The organism is Chitinilyticum litopenaei DSM 21440 (assembly GCF_000428145.1).
Taxonomy (GTDB): domain Bacteria; phylum Pseudomonadota; class Gammaproteobacteria; order Burkholderiales; family Chitinibacteraceae; genus Chitinilyticum; species Chitinilyticum litopenaei.
The window spans coordinates 20,687-41,844 of record NZ_ATZJ01000017.1 but is presented as its reverse complement, the minus strand read 5'-3'; the positions used below and the strand labels follow the sequence as shown (position 1 = coordinate 41,844).

Below are 21,158 nucleotides of genomic sequence, written 5' to 3'. Positions count from 1 at the left end.
ATGCAATCCCGGGTCATGACATCCTGCCGGGATGCCTCGGTGCGCCGATTCTAGCCTGAAGCAGGCAGATCGCCCAAGGGCGGATGCCAGGGCAAAAAAACCCCCGGACCTGCACCGCAAGCCCGGGGACAATGGCGCCCCGCCGATCAGGCGGGATTGGCCTCAAGCGCATCGAACCAGGCCGGGTATTTGCTGCGCACCCTTGCCAGCTGGGAACGGGATACCGGAATCAGGCGGCCGGCCACATTGAGGGCAATGCCGCTGCGGCTGCGCACCGCCGCCGTCACGGCGCGCGGCGCGACCAGATAGGAGCGATGGACCTGCAGCAGCGTCTGCTCGTCGAAATACTGGCGCAACGTGCGCAAGCGCAAGGTGATGAAACGCGGCTCCTTCAGGTCGCCGGCGTGAATGCCGCTGTAACCGCGCTCGGCCTGGACAAAGTGCAGGCGATCGCGCCGACAGGCGATTTCGAAGAGTTCGCTGAGCAATTGCTGCTGGCCCAGCAACTCCAGCACCTGCCGGCGCAGCAGCAGGATCTGTTCGGCCAGCTGACGGAAGTAGGGTTCGGCATCGTCACTGAGCGGCTCGCGAAACACCAGATGAATGCGGTAATCCCCCAGCAGGGGATGCATGAGGTGTGCCGCACCGCGCCCCTGGGCAAGCTGAAAACCGTCCGGCGGCGGCGTTGCCCCCTCTTCATCCTGCTCCAGTACCACGGTGTCGACACGCTCGTCGGCACGGGCAAAGCGCTGAAATACCGACAGCATTTCCTCAAGGCTGCGCTGCCCCTGCAAGGCCTGCGTGTAATCCGCAAGCCGCTGCACATCGGCCCGCTGCAGCGGCGCCGCTTCGGCCTGCGGCAACACCGTGCCAAGCAGTTCGTCCACCGGCCCCAGTGCCCGCGCCAGCAAGCGGGTATCGCTCTGCAACTGATGCATGGCCGCCACCATCCGTGGCGGCAGGGGACGACGCTCGCTGTGCGCCAGCAGCTGTCCCACCGTCTCGGCCGTATCATCCAGATGGCGTGGCAAGGCCTTCAGGGTGGCATCGAGCTGCCGGACTGCCTGCCACTCCTGCACTTCCAGGCGGCGCTGGCGGCGGCGCCAGAGCAGGAATAGCCAGAGCACCATGGCCAGAATGCCACACAAGGCGCCCAGCACCCAGGGTATGGCCGTGTAACCAAGCAAGCGCAGGCTTGCAGACCAATACGCCACCGGGTAATAAAAACGGTGCGCACTCGACAGCAGGGATGCCTCGTCGGCTGCATCGCTGCTGAGATCCCAGAACCCCACTCCACCCAGGCCCTGGCTGCGCGCGTACTGCAGCTTGCCCTGCAGAGAGCGGGTATCTTCAAAACTGATGAACTGCTGCAATACCGGCCGATAGAGGCTGGGGACGCCCGTGGCGGCATCACGCTGCAGCACGGCACCCGGCTCGTCCAGCCAATTCTGGATGTCGGCCAGCGCCAGCTGGCCCGTCGGTGGGTATTCCGGACGATCCCAGCTGCCGCGCGTGGGGGCGCTGGCAAGCTGTCCAAGCCCGCCTTGCGCCGGCGGGACCCCCTCCCAGCTCATGGCGCGCGTGGAGAGCTGCAAGACCAGTTTTTCCGCCGGCACGCCTTCGGCGAGCAGCGTCTGCACCACCGGAGCAATTGCCAGTGGGGTCTGCCCGGCGGCATGCAGCGGCGAGCGGTGGCCCGTCACCGCATCCCACCCGCCCTTGAAGTCGGCAGCGATGAGGCTGGCAAAATCGGCATCACGCAGTACCTCGGGCCAGGGCGCGCCGAGGCGCTGAAACGGTTGTGCGGCAATGATGGTGGCAATTTCACAAGGGCGCTGGCGCAAGGTGCAGGCGCGGCGCAGATCGCGCATGGCGCTGGCCAGCGATTGCCAGTCCTGCGGACTGACCGCCGTGGTCGGCGCACCGCCGCCCGCCGGAAAGCGCCAGTCGATTTCCACTCCGTCAAAGCCGAACTGGTCCTGCAGAAAAAGCACCGAGGCCACCCAGTTCTGTCGCAGGGCCGGATCGGCAAACACGCGGGAAAAGTGGGTGGAACGTTCCCATCCTCCCATGGACAGCAGGATTTTCAGCTGGGGGTTGCGCGCCTTGAGACTGGCCAGCACACGGTAATTGCCCTGGTAGGACTGGCCATCGGCACTTTGCTCGACCCGCTGGGTATCGGCAAAGACATCGCCGGGCGCAATGCTGCCATCGGCCTTGACCTCGGCATAGGCGTACACCAGATGCGTGAGCCGTTCGACCGGCGCGGCACTCAAGGGCACCCCGCGGTTGTAACTGGCCCAGAACGGGTAATACGCGACAAGACGCGGCGCCGCCTGCGCAGGCAGCAGCACGGCAAGCCAGCCCAGCAGGGCCAGCCAGCGCAGATTCAACACGGCGAACTCCATCCTCGTATGGGCCGGCTTGTGCCGGCCTCGCGGCCGCCATCTGATGGGCGACTCATGGCGGCTATTGTGAATTGCTTACAAGCCAGCGTCCAGCATTGCCCTGCCCGCGTCGTCATTGCGACACAAATGACCGGGATCTGCGCGCCAGATCATCAATACCCATACATGTATAATTACGCAACCTTTCACATAAAAAGGATACATAAGCATACCCTTATAATATTCATACGGCATATGCATTTCACATCACGCCAGCACCGCTGCATGCCGTCAGCCAGCACGCCCGGACAGCTCAACAGCACGAGGAGAGCAAGTGCCGTGGCTGGGTGTTTATGCAGCGTTTCCTGAGAAGAACATGCGGCGCCATGCCGCCCATGCCATGGCCGGCGGCACACCGAACGAACAAGCCGGGCAGACCTGGCGAACGCCCCGAACGCGTCGCAGCAAAACGGGAATCGCCCCCAGCCCGAACCAGCAAGGCAGGCTGACCGAATTGGCGCGCGGCGGAGCACGTCCGAGCCAGCCATTCCGACCGCCTCACCTTGCCCTTCCGGTGTCCAGACAGGAAGCCATCTGCGCACAGCGTCTTTTGCCGCAGCCTGTTAAAATCGCGTCAGCGTTTTCAACTACCAAGCAAGGCAAGTTTCATGGCCCAATATGTGATGTCCATGCTGCGCGTGAGCAAGATCGTTCCGCCCAAGCGCCAGATCATCAAGGATATTTCCCTCTCCTTCTTCCCCGGCGCCAAGATCGGCCTCCTGGGCCTCAATGGTGCGGGCAAGTCCACCGTACTGCGCATCATGGCCGGCGCGGACAAGGAATACGACGGCGAAGTCCAGCACCTGGCCGGCGTGAAGATCGGCTATCTGGAGCAGGAACCCAAGCTTGACCCGGCGAAAACCGTGCGCGAGGAAGTCGAAGCCGGCATGGGCGACGTGATGGCCGCGCAAAAGCGCCTCGAGGAAGTCTATGCGGCCTACGCCGAGGAAGGCGCCGACTTCGACGCGCTGGCCGAAGAACAGGCCAAGCTCGAAGCCATCATCAGCACTGGCGCCGGCGACAACACCGAGCTGCAGCTGGAGCTGGCTGCCGACGCCCTGCGCCTGCCGCCGTGGGACGCCGTCATCGGCAATCTCTCCGGGGGTGAAAAACGCCGCGTCGCGCTGTGCAAGCTGCTGCTGTCCAAGCCCGACATGCTGCTGCTCGACGAGCCGACCAACCACCTGGACGCCGAATCGGTCGAGTGGCTGGAACAGTTCCTCGTGCGTTTCCCCGGCACGGTCGTCGCCGTGACGCACGATCGCTACTTCCTCGACAACGCCGCCGAATGGATTCTGGAACTCGACCGCGGCCACGGCATTCCGTGGAAGGGCAACTACTCCAGCTGGCTGGACCAGAAGCAGGAACGCCTGAAACTGGAAGAATCGACCGAATCGGCCCGCCAGAAGGCGCTGAAGAAAGAACTGGAATGGGTGCGCCAGAATCCCAAGGGCCGGCAGGCCAAGTCGAAGGCGCGGCTGGCCAAGTTCGAAGAGTTGTCGAGCTTCGAGCACCAGAAACGCAACGAAACCCAGGAAATCTTCATTCCGGTTGCCGAGCGCCTGGGCGACAAGGTCATCGAGTTCAAGGGCGTCTCCAAAGCCTTTGGCGAGCGCCTCCTGATCGACAATCTGAGCTTCAACGTGCCGGCCGGCGCGATTGTCGGCATCATCGGCCCGAACGGTGCCGGCAAGTCGACGCTGTTCAAGATGATTGCCGGCAAGGAGCAGCCCGATTCCGGTGAAGTGGAAATCGGCTCGACCGTGCAGATGGCCTTTGTCGACCAGAACCGCGACAGCCTCGAAGACGAAAAGACCGTGTTCGATGACGTGTCGGGCGGGCTGGACATGATCAACGTCGGCAAGTTCGAAATGAGCAGCCGCGCCTATCTCGGGCGCTTCAACTTCAAGGGCGGCGATCAGCAGAAGAAGGTCGGCATGCTGTCTGGCGGCGAGCGCGGCCGTCTGCACCTGGCCAAGACGCTGCTGAAGGGCGGCAATGTGCTGCTGCTGGATGAACCGTCCAACGATCTGGACGTGGAAACCCTGCGCGCGCTGGAAGACGCACTGCTGGAATATGCGGGAACCGTATTCGTGATCTCGCACGACCGCTGGTTCCTCGACCGTATCGCCACGCACATCCTCGCGGCCGAAGGTGACAGCCAGTGGACCTTCTTCGACGGCAACTATCAGGAATACGAAGCCGACAAGAAGAAACGCCTGGGTGAAGAAGGCGCCAAGCCCAAGCGCATCCGTTACAAGCCGGTCATCCGCTAAGGCCGCCGCGCAATAAAAAAGGAAGGCGAACGCCTTCCTTTTTTATTGGGTATATCCTTGCAGCCCTTTACGCAAATGGGCTACAGGGCAATACCCCACCTAAAATCCACGCCCTGCCGGGCTGGCCGGCGCTTTGGCCAGCTCGTACACCGTCTTGCCCTGCAAGCGGAAATAATCGGCGGCATGGTAGAGGTTTTCCGAATGGCCGACAAACAGCAGGCCATCGGACTTCAGCAGCGGCGCAAAGCGCTGCAGGATTTTCAGCTGCGTGGGCTTGTCGAAATAGATCATCACATTGCGGCAGAAGATCGCATCGAAGGGTCCGCGCACCAGCCAGTTGGGCTCGATCAGATTGAGCTTGCGAAACACGATCATGTCGCGCAGCTCCTGCTTGACCCGATACGTCCTGCCATCGGCCTGCTTGTCGAAAAAGCGGCTGACCCGCGCCGGCCCCAGCTTGTTGACCTCGTCGGCGTTGTAAATGCCGTTGCGCCCCACTTCCAGCACATTGGTATCGAGATCGGTGGCGACAATCTTGACCGGCGGGCGCAGGGTGTCAAAGGCCTCGCAGGCGGTAATGGCAATCGTGTAGGGCTCTTCGCCGGTGCTCGATGCCGAACACCAGACATTCATGCCACCGGGGCTGTTGAGGCGCTGCCTTTTCAGCAATTCGGCCAGAATCGGAAAATGGTGGGCCTCGCGGAAAAAGGACGTGAGGTTGGTGGTCAGCGAATTGGTGAACAGCTCGAATTCCTTGCTGTCGCCCCGCTCGAGCACGCGCAGGTAATCGTTGAAGGTATGCAGGTTGAGCGCACGCAGGCGCTTGGCCAGCCGCCCGTACACCATGTCCTGCTTGGAGGTGGCCAGCGCGATGCCGGCATAGTCATAGATCATCTTGCGGATTTTCTCGAAATCCGCCTCGGTAAACTGGAATTCACGGCCGTTCGGCAACATTGTGGATCTCGCAAACAGGCGCGAAGCACGCTTCGCAATGTTTAGGATATAGCACGCGGGCCGGCCAGCCGCCCCGCGCGCGCCGCATCATTGCGCCTTGCCGTCGCGGGCCGCCAGGCCCAGCCGGCTGGCATCGATCTGCGCGAGCAGGCTGTCGATGCGCGCCACCGCCACCGCATCATGCGTAATGACTGTCCCCCACTCGCGCTGCGTTTCACCGGGCCATTTATTGGTCGCATCCAGCCCCATCTTGCCACCCAGCCCGCTGATCGGCGAGGCAAAATCCAGATAATCGATCGGCGTGTTTTCCACCAGCACCGTGTCGCGTACCGGGTCCATGCGTGTGGTGATCGCCCAGATTACTTCCTGCCAGCTGCGCGTGTCGACGTCGTCATCGACGACGACGATGTATTTCGTATACATGAACTGGCGCAGGAAGGACCACACGCCGAACAGCACGCGCTTGGCATGGCCGGGATACTGCTTTTTGATCGACACAATCGCCATCCGGTAGCTGCAGCCCTCCGGTGGCAGATAGAAATCGGTGATTTCCGGAAACTGCTTTTGCAGGATGGGCACGAACACCTCGTTCAGCGCCACGCCCAGCATGGCCGGCTCATCGGGCGGCTTGCCGGTGTAGGTGCTGTGATAGACCGGATTGTCGCGGTGGGTGATGCGGTCGATCTCGAATACCGGGAACCAGTCCTGCTCGTTGTAATAGCCGGTGTGATCGCCATACGGGCCTTCCAGCGCATGCAGGTAGCCGTTGACCTCCTTGAGCAGCACTCCGTGTTCCGAGATGCCGCTGAATCCGGGCTCACAGGGCTTGATCGCACCTTCGAGCACGATTTCCGCCGTTGCCGGCACCTGCAAATCGCTGCCGATGCAGCGGGTCAGCGCGGTCTTGCTGCCGCGCAGGAGGCCGGCGAACTGGTATTCGGACAGCGTGTCCGGCACCGGCGTGACAGCGCCAAGGATGGTGGCAGGATCACAGCCCAGCACCACGGCAATCGGGAATGGCTGACCCGGATTCTGTGCGGCATGTTCGCGAAAATCCAGCGCGCCGCCGCGATGCGCCAGCCAGCGCATGATGACCTGATTGCTGGCGATCACCTGCTGACGATAGATGCCGAGGTTCTGGCGCTTCTTGCCAGGGCCACGCGTCACGACCAGCCCCCAGGTGATCAGCGGGGCCACATCACCGGGCCAGCAATGCTGCACCGGGATCGTCCCCAGATCGACGTCGCTGCCTTCGCGGACATTCTGCTGGACCTCGCCCTTGCGGACCTCCCTTGGCGCCATGGAAAGCACCTGCTTGAGCAGCGGCAACTTGTCCCAGGCATCCTTCAAACCCTTGGGCGGTTCGGGCTCCTTCAGATAGGCCAGCGTCCTGCCGATCTCGCGCAGCGCCGAAGTATCCTGCGCCCCCATACCCAGCGCCACCCGGCGTGGCGTGCCGAACAGATTGCCCAGTACCGGCATGCTGAAGCCGGGGACATTTTCAAACAGCACCGCCGGACCTTGCGCACGCAGGATGCGATCACACAGCTCGGTCATTTCCAGCCGGGGCGAGACTGGCTCGCGCAAGCGCACCAGTTCGCCCTGCTGTTCGAGTCCGGCCACAAAATCGCGCAAATCGTGGTACTTCATCGGCAAATCTCCAGAAGAAAACGCCCGGACAAGGCGGGCGTTATCGGGCAATCTTTCAGGTTCTGCCTTGCTGGCGCAGTTGCACAACCAGGGTATGACGCATCAAACCGCAGAGAGTTGCATGCTGGCGCGATATACGCCACCCGGATTCAGGGTCACGGCATTGTCGAACACATCACCACGCTCGACGCAGACAAAGCCGGAATAAGCCGCACCAATGTCGCCCCCTTTCAATGCCGCCGTGCCCGGATTCCACACCACGGCGCTGCGGGTATTGCTGACGATGCGGGTGACGCCTGCGGCGCTGACGATACGCTGCTCGGCCGGCACATCCAGATACACCGAATCATGCATATTGCTGATGCGCACATCGCCGTCGTTGCGCAAGCGGCGGATGCCATCAAGCGTGTCGATCTGCTCGCATCCCGCCAGCCCCTCGATCACGCAATCGGCGACCTCGGGAACGGCGAAATAGGTATGCAGGGCGGCGGTAAACGTCACGGGCACATGGCCGTGATGCTCGGCCAGCAGCTCGACATCCAGCTCGCGCCCGACCGTGATGGCAAAACGGAAATGGAAGTGGTGTGGCCACATTTCGCGGGTCAGCAGCGTGTCTTTCAGGCCCAGCACCAGGCGGTGACGCCCATCGTCCAGCAGCTGCGCCTCTTCGAGCGACCAGTCGCTGGTACGGGCAAAGCCGTGCGCCGGCAGGCCGCGACTCTTGTCCGGATGGCCGCCAAACCATGGCAGGCACAGCGGAATGCCGCCGCGGATGGCTTTGCCGGGACTGAAGCGCGCCTGCGGAGCAAGCCAGAGCAGATCGCGGCCACCGGCGGGCACAAAGGAGATCAGGTGCGCCCCCTGCAGCGCCACGACGGCCTGACCATGCGCATTGGCAATCTGCAGCAAGGGCAAGCCGCTGCCGTGCTCCGGGTAAAGTTCCGCAGAATTGACCAGGCGCACACCGGGGACGGCAGCCAGAATCTGGGTCAGATCAGCCGGGCTGGACATGAGACGCTCCTTGAATCCAAACCGCGCATTCTAATGCATGGGGGAATCGCTCGGCAAAACATCGGGGCGGATGAACACGGGACGGCGCGAAAAACGCAAGGCGGGAAAAACCGGGCTGGCACCCCCAGCAGGAATCGAACCTGCAACTAGCCCTTAGGAGGGGCTTGTTATATCCATTTAACTATAGGGGCGCAGTGCCACAGGGCTGTGGCGCGGCGATTGTACCAAATGCCGCACCAGCAGGCGACAGCAACGTTGCATGCCCACTGCCTTCAGCGCTCGCGGCGGCTGTTGAACTCATCCAGCAGTTTTTGCTCGTACTTGGCCTCGCGCTGCAATTCCTTTTGCTCATGACGCAGCTGCAAGGTTTCAAAGGCATTCACCTTGCGCTCGCACTCCTGCCAGGCCGTGCGGCTTTGTTCATAGAGCTGCAGCAAGCGGCTGATTTCTTTTTGCTGCTGTTCGCAGGCGGCATCCAGCTTGGCCAGAAACAGCTGGTAGTCACGCCATTGCGCCACCGTCATCCCCCCCTGGCTCTGGCCAGCCAGCCGCGCGCGGTATTCGGTACGAAACTGGTCAAGCTGATCGAGCTTGCCCTGCGCAGTCAGCCAGCGCCCCTGCGCCTCCTGCATGGCGCGGGCGGCCGTTTCGCGCTCGTCGCGCGCAAGGTCGAGCAGAAAGGCAAAACGGAAGCGGGCCATGAGCTTATGCCGTGAACAACTGCGCAAGCTTCATTCTAGCGCCGGCATAATCTTCGCGTTCGTTGATTGATTGCTGCAGAAACTGTTCGAAGGCCGGATGGCGACGGATGGCATCATCCAGCACGGCATCCGAACCGGGAACATAGGCACCCACGCTGATCAGATCGCGGCTGCGCTGGTAGCGCGAATAGAGGTACTTGAAGCGGCGCACCAGCTCGAATTCTTCATGACTGATGATGTCATGCATTACCCGCGAAATCGACGCCTCGATATCAATGGCCGGATAGTGCCCCGCTTCGGCAAGCTGGCGACTAAGCACAAAGTGGCCATCCAGAATCGCTCGCGCATTGTCGGCAATCGGATCTTGCTGGTCGTCGCCCTCGGAGAGCACGGTATAAAAGGCCGTGATCGAACCGCTGCCTTCGCGGCCATTGCCGGCACGCTCGACGAGCTGCGGCAGACGGGCGAACACGGATGGCGGATATCCCTTGGTGGCCGGCGGCTCGCCCACGGCCAGCGCAATTTCGCGCTGCGCCATGGCATAGCGCGTCAGCGAATCCATGATCAGCAGCACATGCTGGCCCTGATTGCGGAAATATTCGGCAACTGAGGTGGCGTAAGCCGCACCATACAAGCGCAAGAGCGGCGGCGTGTCAGCGGGCGCAGCGACCACGACCGAGCGGCGCAAGCCCTCGTCGCCCAGAATGTTTTCGATGAAATCCTTGACCTCACGCCCCCGCTCGCCAATCAGCCCGACGACGACGACATCGGCGGTGGTAAAGCGCGCCATCATGCCGAGCAGTACCGACTTGCCAACGCCGGACCCGGCAAACAGGCCCAGACGCTGGCCGCGCCCCACCGTCAGCATGGCATTGATGGCGCGCACACCGACGTCCATGACATGGCGGACCGGCTCGCGGTCCATCGGGTTGTAGGCTCGCGCGAACAGTGGCTGCCAGGCATCGGCATCCAGCCTGCCCTTGCCATCCAGCGGGCGGCCCAGGCCATCAAGAATCCGCCCCAGCAAGCCCCAGCCCACCGGCATCTGCCGGCCGTGGTCTTCCTGGCGCCGCTGCATCGGCCGGCTGGCGCCGTATTCCGGTTGCCAGGCAGCAACATCTTCATGTGGAATGACCCGCGCACCGGGCTCGACTCCATACAACTCGGCAATCGGCATGAGGAACAGCCGGTCTTCATTGAAACCGACCACAACCGCTTCGACCGGGTGCCCGCCGGGGGTGATGACGTCACAGGATGTCCCGATCGGCAGGCGCAAACCCACTGCTTCGAGCACCAGACCGGAAACACGCGTCAACCGCCCTTGCGGCAACCACGGGCGCATCCAGCCCGAGGCTACCTTGCAGTCCTGCAGATACTGCCGGCACTGGGCGAGCGCTTCAGTCATCTTCGCGGTCGGAAGCAGATGATGGCGGGAGGGACATATCAGCAGCATCCAGCGCCAGGTCCTGACGATCTTCGCGTCGCAGCACCTGCAACTGCGCCTGCCAGCGCCGCGACAGACTGATATCGACCGAACTGGCCGGTGTTTCGATGCGGCAGCCACCCGGCGGCAGGCTGGGGTCGGGCACCAGCCGCCAGGTGTCTTCGGGCAGCTCCAGCAGCAAATCATCCCGCAGCAGCACCAGATCAGCGGGATTGAGCTGCATGCGCGCCGGCGCACGCACGGCCGGCAGGCTGGCCAGTACTTCACGCACGCCCGCCAGCAATACCACCGGATCGGCGCGCAGGGTATCGCGCACTACCTGGCGGGCAATGGTCAAGGCCAGATCCAGTGTTTCCTCGGCCAGCTCCGCCTCGGCGGCACTCAGCCACTCGGCATGGCGGCTGCAGAGCTGCTGCAGGCGCGCCAGCTCATCGGCGGCCTGGGCACGTCCGGCAGCCAGGCCCGCCTGATAGCCTTCGTCATGCGCCTGCTGCTGGATGGCTTCGATTTCCTCCGCAGTAGGGTAAGGAAGCGGCGGCGCAGCAGGAAGCTCTTCGACAATATTTGGGGTATGGTCTTCTTCAACCAATGTAGAAAAGGGCTCCGGAGCAATACCCTGAGGCGGCACTTCGACGGGCGGCTCATCGACCACTTGTGGCTCAGGCTCGCCCTGCGGCGCAGGATCCAGCAGCGAACCAAACTGCCAGCGCTGGAAACCGGACAACTCTTCGCGCGGAATGACGCGACGCGGATTGGACGCCATTGCTTATTCCACCAGACCTTCGTCGCCCTTGCCGCCCAGCACGATCTGGCCTTCGTCGGCCAGACGGCGGACGATCTTGAGGATTTCCTTCTGCTCGGCCTCGACCTCGGACAGCTTGACCGGCCCTTTGGCCTCCAGATCTTCGCGCAGCATTTCTGCGGCACGCGAGGACATGTTCTTGAAGATTTTCTCGCGCAAGGCCTGGCTGGTGCCCTTCATCGCAATGATCAGCGCATCGGACTGCACCTCGCGCAGCAGCAGCTGAATGCCGCGGTCGTCGATATCCATGATGTTGTCGAAGGTGAACATCTTGTCCTGGATCTTCTGTGCCAGCTCCGGATCGTACTCGCGGATATTGGCGATCGCCGAGGCCTCGACCACGCCCCCCATGAAATTGAGAATGTCGGCCGCCATGTGCACGCCGCCAAAAGCACTTTTCTTGATCTTGTCGGAACCCGAGAGCAACTGCGTCAGTACGTCGTTCAACTCGCGCAGGGCGGAGGGCTGCACCCCCTCCAGCGTGGCAATGCGCAACAGCACATCGTTGCGCAGACGCTCGACAAAGTTGGACAGCACTTCGGAGGACTGATCGGGCTCCAGATGCACCAGAATGGTGGCAATGATCTGCGGATGCTCGTTCTTGATCAGCTCGGCTACCGCCGCCGAGTCCATCCACTTCAGCGATTCGATGCCATTGTTGTCGTTGCCCTGCAGAATGCGGTCGAGCAGGTTGGCCGCCTTGTCGCTGCCCAGCGCCTTGGTCAATACAGAACGGATATATTCGTCCGCGGCGCCAAGATTGGCGCGGTTCTGCGTCGCAGAAACAAAGTCGCCCAGCACGACATCGACTTCCTCGCGCTTGACGTTATTCATGTTCGCCATCGCAAAGCCGAGCTTCTGCACTTCCTTGGGCCCCAGGAACTTGAAGACTTCCACGGCAGCCTCTTCACCCAGGGTCATCAGCAGCAGCGCGCCGCGGCGCACGCCTTCTTCATTCAGATTTGCAGCCATCGCTTTACCCTGCCTCAGGCAACCTTGTTCGGGTTGTCATTCTTGCCGTCTTCTTCGCTCATCCATTCACGCAGAATGGTCGCCACCATGCGCGGATCGTTCTTGGCCAGTTCCTTGGCCTGCTGCAGCAAGTCGGCGAAGGCGGCCATCTTGGCCTGATCTTCCTCGCCAGACTTGCCGGACTCGCCCGCCACAGCCTCTTCCACGGTCAGCCCGCCAAGACCATCACCCAGATCCAGTTGCAGCGGCTTGCCCTCGGCATCGCCACTGCGGGCAATATCCTTCATCAGCGGCCGGACGATGAAGAACAGCAGATACAGCACCGCGACCGCCAGCAGGAAGAGCTTGAGCACATCCGGCCAGTTGGTCTTGAGGTAATCGCTGGCCTTGTCGACCAGTGGACGCTCTTCCAGCGGCTGCGAGTCGGCAAAGGCTGCGTTGACCACATTGACCGAATCGCCACGGGTCTGGTTGTAGCCTATGGCTTCACGCACCAGATTGTTGATTTGCGTCATCTCCTGCGGCGTGAACGGCACATAGCCAGCCTTGCCATCCTTGTCCTTGCCGGGCTTGAAATTGATCACCACGGCCGCCGACAGGCGCTTGATGGAGCCAACCGGCTGCTTGACATGCTGAATGGTCTTGTCAATCTCGTAATTGGTTGTTGCTTCACGTCGAACATTGCTGGAGCTTTCAATACCGCCAGCCACCTCAGAAGCGATGGGCGCGGTAATGGGGGCCGCGGCAGCACCCGGCGGCTGATTCGACAAGGCCCCAGGCACACCCATCGCCCCCGGGTCGCTGCTGCGGCCTTGCTGGTCGAGTGTCTGCTGACTGCGAATGGCGGCAGCATTGGGCGGCGAATTGGGCTTGTAGGTTTCCGAGGTTTGCTCGACCTCGGAGAAATCCAACTGGGCCGTGACTTCGGCACGCACATTGTCCTTGCCGACCAGTGGCGCCAGTATCGCCTGCACCCGCTCCACATAGCCGCGTTCAATCTGGGCGACATACTGCAGCTGTTTTTGATCCAGATTGGCCTGATTGATGCGGTTATTGTTGGAAAGCAGGCTGCCGTCCTGGTCTACTACGGTCACATTCTTGACCATCAGGTCGGGAACGCTACTGGAAACCAGATGAACAATGCCGGCAACCTGGGCGTCATCGAGCAGACGGCCGGTATGCAGGGTCAGAATGACTGAAGCAGTGGGCTTTTGCTGGTCGCGAAGAAACACGCTTTGCTTAGGAATTGCCAGATGAACACGGGCTTTTTCCACGGAAGAAATCGTTTCAATCGAGCGCGCGAGCTCTCCTTCGATGGCCCGCTGGTAATTGACTTGCTCGGCAAACTGCGAAACACCGAATTTCTGATTGTCGATCAGTTCAAAGCCGACATTCCCCGACTTTGGCAAACCTTCTGCCGCCAGGCGCAAGCGGGCGTCATAAATCTTGTCTGCTGGGACCGAAATGCCGCCAGCATCAAGCTTGTAGGGAATATTCATTTGCTGCAGTGATTGCACCACTGCACCGGCTTCCTTGTCGGGAATATTGGTGAACAATATGCGGTAAGCCGGTTCACGCGACCAAAGTGCGGCTCCTATGAGGGCGGCGATGAGCGCAGCCAGAACCGCCATGATGATGAGCTTGCGGGTGCTGGACAGGGCGGCAAAGCGCTGCTGGAAGCCGCCCATCCCGAGTCCTGTCACTACTGTCTGTTGCGCTGCCGTACCCGCTTCTGCCATACCCTAGCCAAGTCAATGCCTGCAGGCGGATCAGACCTGCATGTTCATGATTTCCTGATAGGCACTGACAAGTTTGTTGCGCACTTGCACCATCGTCTGAAAGTTCAGACTGGCTTTCTGCAACGACACCATCACATCCTGGAGATTTGCTTCGGGGTCTCCAGATTGAAAGGCTTGCTGCTGAGCCTGGGCGCTTTGTTGCACCTGGTTGACCTGATCGATCGACTGTTTGAGCAAGGTCCCGAAATCGGGTTGATCCGCAGCATCAACAGCGGGCGACGCAGGCTGACCAGCGGCAACCGAGCTCATCGAGCGCAATTCGCCTAGCAACTGATCGATACCTTGCACACTCATTTGTTAGCCTATCCTTCTGGACAAAATTGTAGGGGCGCAGGCAATTGGCAGCAAGCAAATCCTGCGCCATGTCTCAAACGGGAAGCGAGCCATCTTCTTCACGATACTGCGCAAGTTTGTGACGCAAGGTCCGCTCGCTCATATTCAGCCGCTCGGCGGCAAGTTTTCGCACGCCACCTGCAGCCTTCAGGGTCTCCAGTATGTGCCGTTTTTCCATGCTGCGAATGTCACTCACTGCGCCATCCGACTCATCCGGCGGCAAGGAAGATACGGCAATTTTTGCCGCCTGCGGCAAAAATACATCCTCCTCCCTGACGACGTCACCGGGTGCCAGAATCAGCGCACGCTGAATCACATTGTCCAGCTCACGGATATTGCCTGGCCAGTCATAGGCCAGCAGCCTGGACGTCGCCTCCGGACTGAGCACGGGAGTACGACGTTGCTGCTTGCCCCCATGCTTAGAAAGCAAGGCCCGTGCCAACGGCACGATATCTTCGCGACGATTGCGCAGGGGCGGAATCAGCAAGGGAAACACATTCAAGCGATAGAACAGATCCTCACGAAAGCGCCCAGCCGCCACTTCCGCCTGAAGGTCACGATTCGACGTCGACAAAACACGAATGTCCAACCGGATGGACTTGCTGCCCCCCACACGCTCCAGCTCGCGTTCCTGCAAGACACGCAGCAACTTGGCCTGCAGCGCCAGTGGCATTTCCGTGATTTCGTCGAGCAGCAAGGTTCCGCCCTGGGCTTGCTCGAACTTGCCCTGATGCATGCCCGAAGCGCCGGTAAACGCCCCTTTTTCATGCCCGAACAATGTCGACTCCAGCAGTTGCTCGGGAATGGCGGCGCAATTGATCGCCACAAAAGGATGTTCAGCTCGCGGGCTGTGCCGATGAATGAATCGGGCAAGCATCTCCTTGCCCGTACCCGATTCGCCACTGATCAACACGGAAGCGTCGGTATGAGCGACACGCAAACCCATGTCGAGCAATTGCTGCATGGCTGGATCGGCCACAACCAGTTCATCATCGCCAGTATCCGGCAAGACATACTTGCCTACCTCCTGCAAGAGGCGAGCCGGATCGAAGGGCTTGGGCAGGTAATGGCTGGCGCCGGCATGCAGGGCCGCCACGGCCTTGTCGATGACGCCGTAGGCAGTCATCAGAATGAAAGGCAGCCACGGGTAGTGACGCTTGACTTCGGCAAGGAGCGCCTCGCCATCCATCGGCTGCATCTGCACATCCGAAAGCACCAGGCCCACGCGCTCGCAAGCCAGCAGGGCCAGAGCAGAGGAGCCGTCTTCGGCCACAAGCACTGCATGACCGCCGAGCTCCAGGGTATCTACCAGCGCCTCACGCAAAGCGTCATCATCTTCAACTACAAGTACGGGTAAGCTTTTTGCCATCAAAGTGCATTTTGTCCAGGTTGCATTTCAAGTCTTTGCTGTACGCCCAAGCCTCAGATACGGGTAGCGCGACTGCCCTGCTGCCGGACCCAGGCGAGCACACGCGGAGCTATTTCGCGCAAATCGAGCACTTCATCAACCCCACCGAGAGCAATGGCCTCCTTGGGCATGCCAAAGACCACACAGCTTTGCTCATTCTGGGCAAAGTTGTAAGCGCCGGCTTGCTTCATTTCCAGCATGCCTTGCGCGCCATCCTTGCCCATGCCGGTCAAAATGACGCCAATTGCATTCCGACCCGCCAGATTGGCCGCCGAACGAAACAGTACATCGACCGACGGACGATGCCGGTTCACCGGCGGCGCCTGCGACAACTCGCAGACGTAGTTGGCGCCAGAAACGCCGAGCAGCAAGTGAGAATGCCCCGGCGCGATGTAAGCATGCCCGGGCAGAATGCGCTCGCCCTGCTCGGCCTCCTTTACAGTGATGCGACAAAGGGAATCCAGCCGCGCAGCAAAGGATCGGGTGAACAGTTCGGGCATGTGCTGCGCAATCAGGATTGCCGGAGCATCGGCTGGCATCGGCTGCAAGAATTCCTTGAGCGCCTCAGTACCCCCTGTTGATGCCCCAACGATGATCAGCTTTTCGGATTTCAGCAAAGGGCGTGATGATTTGGGCAGCACAGCATCGGCAGTATGACTGGGAGGCACGGCGATCGGATCGAGCCTGCCGATGGAGGCTTGCGCTGCAGCGCGGATTTTCTCGCGGATTTCATCGGAATAACTGGTCATGCCCGCAACAAGATCCAGTTTTGGTTTGGCAACAATATCGATAGCCCCAAGTTCAAGCGCACGCAATGCAACTTCGGTTCCCTTTTCCGTCAGTGACGAGACCATGATGACCGGCTTGGGCTTGAGGCGCATGAGCCTGGACAGAAATTCCAGTCCGTCCATTTTCGGCATTTCCACATCCAGCGTAATGACATCCGGATCCAGCTCGCGTATGCGTTCCCGCGCCACCAGCGGATCCTGCGCAACGCCAACACATTCCATGTCCTTGCCGGCGTTGATGATCTCGCGCAGCAAACTGCGAATCAATGCAGAATCGTCAACCACCACTACGCGAATCTTGCGAGTCATCGTTCGTTTTCGCTCCGGTCAGCCAAACAGTTCCACATCGCCGGTGGGCGCTTCGTAGCGAAGGCGGGCACTGTAGTCTTTTTCCCGCTCGATGATCGTATTATTGTGCACGGAACGCAGTTTCTTCACCAGCACACGCCCGGTTTTCGCAAAGAAATACACCTTGCGGGGATAAATATCGAGCAAATCTTCCGCCAGTACGGGTATTTCTTCCAGCGCAAGAAAATGCTTGACGAACATGGCGTTCTTGCCGCCGACATCGGCTAGGGTAAACCCCTGCAAGACCTTGCCGCCGCCAAAAATCTTGGCTTCCAGCCGATGGCGCTGCGCTCCCATTTTCAGGAGCTGATTGATCAGCATTTCCATTGCATAGGTGCCATAACGCGTCGGCAAGCCGTTCATTTCCGCCAGGCTGTCCCCTGTATCCGGCAGCATGAAATGATTCATCCCGCCGATACCGCTGACCGGGTCACGCAGGCAGGCCGCTACACAGGAGCCCAGCACCGTGACAATGACCATGTCCCGTCCGGTGGTGTAATACTCGCCAGGCAGGATTTTCGCGGCTTCCACCCCGAAATTCCGGTCAAAATAGATCGCAGGACTCATGACCTGCTGGATGAAATCAGTCATCGCCCCATCCTGACATCCTCGGCTCCAGGATGCAGCACATACGCCGTACGACCGCACGGTTTGAACAGCCTGCCCATGAAATGCAGGCTTTCGGAATGGCCGACGCACAAAAGTCCATCGGGCTTCAGCAAGCCAGCAATTTTCTCGAGAATCTTGCGCTGAGTGGCCTGATCAAAATAAATCATGACATTACGGCAAAAGACTGCATCGAACAGACCGGCAAGCCCCCAATCATCGTGCAACAGATTGATCTGACGAAATTCGATCATTTGGCGCAACTCCTGCCGCACCAGCGCCTTGCCGGCATTGGGGCCTCTGCCCTTGAGAAAATAGGCTCGCCGTTCTGCCAGGCCAAATGACTCAAGCCGCTCCAGCGGGTAGACGCCTTGCCGTGCCGTGGCCAGCACCTGGGTATCCAGATCCGATGCAATAATTTCAACCTGCCGGGTATCGCCCTGCAGCCCTTTGTAAACAGTGGCTGCAAGGCTATACGGCTCCTCACCTGTCGATGCGGCGGCACACCAGATCCGGTATGCGTCTTGTGATGCGCGCGCGACCAGATGTTGGCGCAGCAATTCAAAGTGGTGTGGCTCGCGAAAAAAAGCCGTCAGATTGGTGGTCAGGGCATTGATGAAGGACTGCCATTCCGGGCTTGCTGGCTCGCTCTCGAGGCGATCCAGATACTCTCGAAACGAATTTGCCCCGCAGGCGCGCAACCGCCTGACCAGGCGGCTGTATACCATTTGCTCCTTGCTCGGGTTCAGCTGGATCCCGGCATGCGCGCGAATCAGAGCAACGACCCGGGAAAAATCCCGGGCGGTATAGCCAAATTCGCGCTCGTCAAGATTGCTCACGACAAAGCCGGGCTCCACGTCACTCAAAACTCTTCCCAATCATCACCCTCAGCCACCGGTTTGGGCATATTGCGCATGGACTGTCCAGCAGCCGCTCCCGACGGCCTGCTGCCCCTGGAGGAGCCCGCCGGTGCCGCCGGAATGGCATGGCGCGCCATGGCGTGCTCGCGAGCCAACTGGAAGGCACCTACGGCAACGGCGAGTGCGCCGGCCTGCTCTTCCAGGCTCTCGGCCGCAGCAGCGGCCTCTTCCACGAGTGCGGCATTCTGCTGGGTATTTTCATCCATGGCCGTGACGGCCTTGTTCACTTGCTCGATGCCGGCGCTCTGCTCAAGCGACGCCGCCGAAATTTCGCTCATCAGATCGGTTACCCGGCGCACGGCCAGCACCACCTCCTTGATGGTCTGTCCAGCCTGGTCGACAAGGCGGCTGCCACTGTCCACCTTGATCACCGAATCACCGATCAGGGCCTTGATTTCCTTGGCTGCGCCGGCAGAACGCTGGGCCAGACTGCGCACTTCGGATGCGACCACGGCAAAGCCACGCCCCTGCTCACCCGCCCGCGCGGCTTCGACAGCCGCATTCAGCGCAAGGATATTGGTCTGGAAGGCAATCCCGTCGATGACCGTGATGATGTCGACGATTTTCTTGGCGCTATCGTTGATTTCCGACATGGTGGACACAACCTGCCCGACCACCTCGCCACCACGCACTGCAATATCAGAGGCGCCGATCGCCAGTTGATTGGCCTGACGCGCATTTTCGGCATTCTGCCGCACCGTGCTTGTCAGTTCCTCCATGCTGGAGGCTGTTTCTTCCAGGCTGGCGGCCTGCTGCTCGGTACGCGCCGACAGATTGCCATTGCCCGCCGCAATTTCCTTGGCAGCCGTATTGATTGTTCCGGCCGCCTGCTTGATTTGCAGCACGATTTCGGCCAGGCGCTCGATGGTCTGGTTGCAGTCGTCCTTGAGGCGACCCAGCAAGCCCTTGTAATCGCCATCGACGCGTTTGGTCAGATTGCCCTTGGCCAATTCGGACAAGACGCCAGCCACCTCGCTGATACTGCGTTCATTGGTCTGCAGCAGCAGATTCATGTTTTCGCCCAGCATGCGGAAGAAGCCCTCCTTGTCCGCCAGCTCGATACGACGCGAAAAATCACCGTCCACTGCTGCCGAAACCATGTCAGCCACTTCCTTCTCCACTGCCACCTCGGCGGTACGGTCCAGCCACTCCACCACGGTCCCCAGACGTACGCCCTGATCATTGAAGATGGGGCTGGCAATCAGGCGGAAAGTACGCCCGCCCACCACGATCTGGGCACGGTACTGGCTGGTCAGGGAAGCCAGCAGATTGGCCTGATGCGCCGGGTTGCGGTGAAACACATCCATGCTGCCGCCGAGAATGCGGTTCACATCGAAATTCGGCAAGGCCTTGCGCAAATCGGCCTGGGCCTCGGTCAGCATCTCGCGCACGGCCTTGTTCATGTAAATGATGGTGCGCTCGGCATCGGCAATCATCACATTGGTCGACGTGGACTCCAGCGCGCCGAGAATCCTGGCCTTCTCATCGGCGGCCTTCTGCTCCCTGATCTGCTGCTTGAGAATTTCGGTCTGATCGACCCATTCGACGGCAAAACCGGCACGCACGCCATCACTGCCGACCACCGGGTTGATGGTCAGCGCAAAATTGCGGGCACCGACGGTGATAAGGGTCTTGAATTCCCGATCCAGCCTATCCAGCAAGCCACGCTGATGCGCGGGCGTCTTGTGGAAGCTGTCGATATTCACACCGATAATGCGGCGTGCATCAAACTGCGGCAACACAGCCCGCAAATCACTCTCCGCCTCAAGCAGAAGCCGCTGTTGCGCGGGATTTACATAGACGATGTTGCGATCCACATCGGCAATCATCACGCTGGTCGAGACCGAATCCAGCGCGGTGCGGATGCGGGCGTTCTCGCGGGCCAGCACATCGGCGGCCCGCAACTGATCCTGCAGATGCTTGAGCACCGCCATCAGACTGCCCTGATCATTGGCCGCCAGTGCGATGGGCTGCTGATAGTTCCCCTGCTGCAAACCACGCGCGACGTCCTGCAGGCCTTCATAACTGCCCCCCAGATCAACCCGGACACGCCGGAACAGGATGACCGTGAGCACTAGGCCGAGCAGGATGCCGCCAATCCCGACGACGGCAATCAGCCCCGCGCTGCTGGCAGACTGTTCGTTGATCGACGTTGCAGCCGTCACCGCTGCCTTGCGCTGTTCTTCAACGCCGGCAAGGATCGTGTCTCGATAATCATTGTATTGCTCGCGCAAGTCGCCGAGGATGAGCGCCCTGCCTCCTGCGAAGTCACCACGGTCCAGCATGCTCTTGTACTGGATCTGGGCATTTACAAAACCGTCGCGCTTCTGGCGGATTGCGGCAATGCGCGCCAGGGAAACCGTATCCTGGCTGATCTTGGCCTGGGTCTCCCAGGTGTCGAGGGTTTTCTTGATTTCTTCCCGTGAGGCCAGCACACGCCGCCATTCTTCGTCGAGGGCTTGCGTGCCGCCTTCCTGGCCCAGGATCTGCATATTGCGCAAGGCCCGGGCGATGGTGTTCACTTCGTCGAAAATATGCTGGGCTTCCAGCAAGTGGGGCAAATGCTCGCTGGTCAGTGTGAGGCTGGAGCGTTGCGCCTGACGTGCGGCGAGATGGGAAGCCACCACCACCACCAACAGGATAATCATCAGCAGCCCGAGGCCGAGCAGCAGTCGCGCATTGAATGTCATTTTTTTCAT

General features: G+C 60.7%; 16 protein-coding genes and 1 tRNA gene. 1 reads left to right on the top strand and 16 read right to left on the bottom strand.

Translation table 11 applies throughout. From position 1 onward, the window contains the following. Window positions 1-146: 146 nt before the first annotated feature. A complete protein-coding gene (locus C515_RS0108390) occupies window positions 147-2,396 on the bottom strand; it encodes a glycosyl hydrolase family 18 protein (RefSeq protein WP_158380797.1) in 2,250 nt (749 codons plus the stop codon). A gap of 659 nt (window positions 2,397-3,055) precedes the next feature. On the opposite strand from C515_RS0108390, the gene ettA reads away from it, so the two are divergent. After that, the gene (ettA, locus tag C515_RS0108385; protein WP_028455149.1) at window positions 3,056-4,723 is read left to right on the top strand and encodes an energy-dependent translational throttle protein EttA; all 1,668 of its coding nucleotides are present in this window, start codon (window positions 3,056-3,058) and stop codon (window positions 4,721-4,723) included. Window positions 4,724-4,822: 99 nt separating this feature from the next. On the opposite strand, the gene C515_RS0108380 is transcribed toward ettA, so the two are convergent. The 15 genes from C515_RS0108380 to C515_RS24915 all read right to left on the bottom strand — a co-directional run bounded on the left by C515_RS0108380 (window position 4,823) and on the right by C515_RS24915 (window position 21,158). Then, complete coding sequence (locus C515_RS0108380) at window positions 4,823-5,677, bottom strand: CheR family methyltransferase (protein WP_043648764.1); 855 nt, start codon at window positions 5,675-5,677, stop codon at window positions 4,823-4,825. Between the two features lie 87 nt (window positions 5,678-5,764). Next, window positions 5,765-7,327: a 4-hydroxy-3-polyprenylbenzoate decarboxylase gene (gene ubiD / locus C515_RS20300; protein WP_051304782.1), complete on the bottom strand. Its 1,563-nt coding sequence runs from the start codon at window positions 7,325-7,327 to the stop codon at window positions 5,765-5,767. Between the two features lie 102 nt (window positions 7,328-7,429). Then, on the bottom strand, window positions 7,430-8,338 hold the full coding sequence (locus C515_RS0108370) for a D-hexose-6-phosphate mutarotase (protein WP_028455147.1): 909 nt from the start codon (window positions 8,336-8,338) through the stop codon (window positions 7,430-7,432). Window positions 8,339-8,454: 116 nt separating this feature from the next. Next, window positions 8,455-8,529: transfer RNA gene (locus C515_RS0108365), tRNA-Arg, on the bottom strand. 81 nt (window positions 8,530-8,610) lie between these two features. After that, entirely contained in the window at window positions 8,611-9,039 is a 429-nt protein-coding gene (fliJ, locus tag C515_RS0108360) for a flagellar export protein FliJ (protein ID WP_028455146.1), read from the bottom strand. Window positions 9,040-9,043: 4 nt separating this feature from the next. Beyond that, window positions 9,044-10,444 (bottom strand): flagellar protein export ATPase FliI, encoded by a 1,401-nt coding sequence (gene fliI, locus C515_RS0108355; protein WP_028455145.1) that lies wholly within the window; start codon window positions 10,442-10,444, stop codon window positions 9,044-9,046. Next, window positions 10,437-11,246: a FliH/SctL family protein gene (locus C515_RS0108350; protein WP_028455144.1), complete on the bottom strand. Its 810-nt coding sequence runs from the start codon at window positions 11,244-11,246 to the stop codon at window positions 10,437-10,439. The genes fliI and C515_RS0108350 overlap by 8 nt, the downstream gene beginning before the upstream one ends. Window positions 11,247-11,249: 3 nt before the next feature. Beyond that, entirely contained in the window at window positions 11,250-12,257 is a 1,008-nt protein-coding gene (gene fliG, locus C515_RS0108345; protein WP_245575007.1) for a flagellar motor switch protein FliG, read from the bottom strand. A 14-nt stretch (window positions 12,258-12,271) separates the two neighbouring features. Continuing rightward, window positions 12,272-13,945 (bottom strand): flagellar basal-body MS-ring/collar protein FliF, encoded by a 1,674-nt coding sequence (gene fliF / locus C515_RS0108340; RefSeq protein WP_051304781.1) that lies wholly within the window; start codon window positions 13,943-13,945, stop codon window positions 12,272-12,274. Between the two features lie 81 nt (window positions 13,946-14,026). Beyond that, a complete protein-coding gene (fliE, locus tag C515_RS0108335) occupies window positions 14,027-14,350 on the bottom strand; it encodes a flagellar hook-basal body complex protein FliE (RefSeq protein ID WP_028455141.1) in 324 nt (107 codons plus the stop codon). Between the two features lie 73 nt (window positions 14,351-14,423). Further along, on the bottom strand, window positions 14,424-15,758 hold the full coding sequence (locus C515_RS0108330; protein WP_028455140.1) for a sigma-54-dependent transcriptional regulator: 1,335 nt from the start codon (window positions 15,756-15,758) through the stop codon (window positions 14,424-14,426). Between the two features lie 53 nt (window positions 15,759-15,811). Further along, on the bottom strand, window positions 15,812-16,894 hold the full coding sequence (locus tag C515_RS0108325; protein WP_028455139.1) for a protein-glutamate methylesterase/protein-glutamine glutaminase: 1,083 nt from the start codon (window positions 16,892-16,894) through the stop codon (window positions 15,812-15,814). A gap of 18 nt (window positions 16,895-16,912) precedes the next feature. Then, window positions 16,913-17,524, bottom strand: a complete 612-nt coding sequence (gene cheD, locus C515_RS0108320) for a chemoreceptor glutamine deamidase CheD (protein ID WP_028455138.1) — start codon at window positions 17,522-17,524, stop codon at window positions 16,913-16,915. Next, the gene (locus C515_RS20295; RefSeq protein WP_043648785.1) at window positions 17,521-18,378 is read right to left on the bottom strand and encodes a CheR family methyltransferase; all 858 of its coding nucleotides are present in this window, start codon (window positions 18,376-18,378) and stop codon (window positions 17,521-17,523) included. Before C515_RS20295 ends, cheD begins: the two co-directional genes overlap by 4 nt. A 23-nt stretch (window positions 18,379-18,401) precedes the next feature. Further along, a complete protein-coding gene (locus C515_RS24915) occupies window positions 18,402-21,158 on the bottom strand; it encodes a methyl-accepting chemotaxis protein (protein WP_051304780.1) in 2,757 nt (918 codons plus the stop codon).

What these genes read in the sequence shown, in the direction of transcription:
- fliI (WP_028455145.1), bottom strand. Translation starts at nt 10,444, where the DNA reads ATGACTGAAGCGCTCGCCCAGTGCCGGCAGTATCTGCAGGACTGCAAG.
- C515_RS0108380 (WP_043648764.1), bottom strand. Translation starts at nt 5,677, where the DNA reads ATGTTGCCGAACGGCCGTGAATTCCAGTTTACCGAGGCGGATTTCGAG.
- C515_RS0108325 (WP_028455139.1), bottom strand. Translation starts at nt 16,894, where the DNA reads ATGACTCGCAAGATTCGCGTAGTGGTGGTTGACGATTCTGCATTGATT.
- C515_RS24915 (WP_051304780.1), bottom strand. Translation starts at nt 21,158, where the DNA reads ATGAAAAAAATGACATTCAATGCGCGACTGCTGCTCGGCCTCGGGCTG.
- fliF (WP_051304781.1), bottom strand. Translation starts at nt 13,945, where the DNA reads ATGGGCGGCTTCCAGCAGCGCTTTGCCGCCCTGTCCAGCACCCGCAAG.
- ettA (WP_028455149.1), top strand. Translation starts at nt 3,056, where the DNA reads ATGGCCCAATATGTGATGTCCATGCTGCGCGTGAGCAAGATCGTTCCG.
- C515_RS0108370 (WP_028455147.1), bottom strand. Translation starts at nt 8,338, where the DNA reads ATGTCCAGCCCGGCTGATCTGACCCAGATTCTGGCTGCCGTCCCCGGT.
- fliE (WP_028455141.1), bottom strand. Translation starts at nt 14,350, where the DNA reads ATGAGTGTGCAAGGTATCGATCAGTTGCTAGGCGAATTGCGCTCGATG.
- ubiD (WP_051304782.1), bottom strand. Translation starts at nt 7,327, where the DNA reads ATGAAGTACCACGATTTGCGCGATTTTGTGGCCGGACTCGAACAGCAG.
- cheD (WP_028455138.1), bottom strand. Translation starts at nt 17,524, where the DNA reads ATGACTGATTTCATCCAGCAGGTCATGAGTCCTGCGATCTATTTTGAC.
- fliG (WP_245575007.1), bottom strand. Translation starts at nt 12,257, where the DNA reads ATGGCTGCAAATCTGAATGAAGAAGGCGTGCGCCGCGGCGCGCTGCTG.
- C515_RS0108350 (WP_028455144.1), bottom strand. Translation starts at nt 11,246, where the DNA reads ATGGCGTCCAATCCGCGTCGCGTCATTCCGCGCGAAGAGTTGTCCGGT.
- C515_RS0108330 (WP_028455140.1), bottom strand. Translation starts at nt 15,758, where the DNA reads ATGGCAAAAAGCTTACCCGTACTTGTAGTTGAAGATGATGACGCTTTG.
- fliJ (WP_028455146.1), bottom strand. Translation starts at nt 9,039, where the DNA reads ATGGCCCGCTTCCGTTTTGCCTTTCTGCTCGACCTTGCGCGCGACGAG.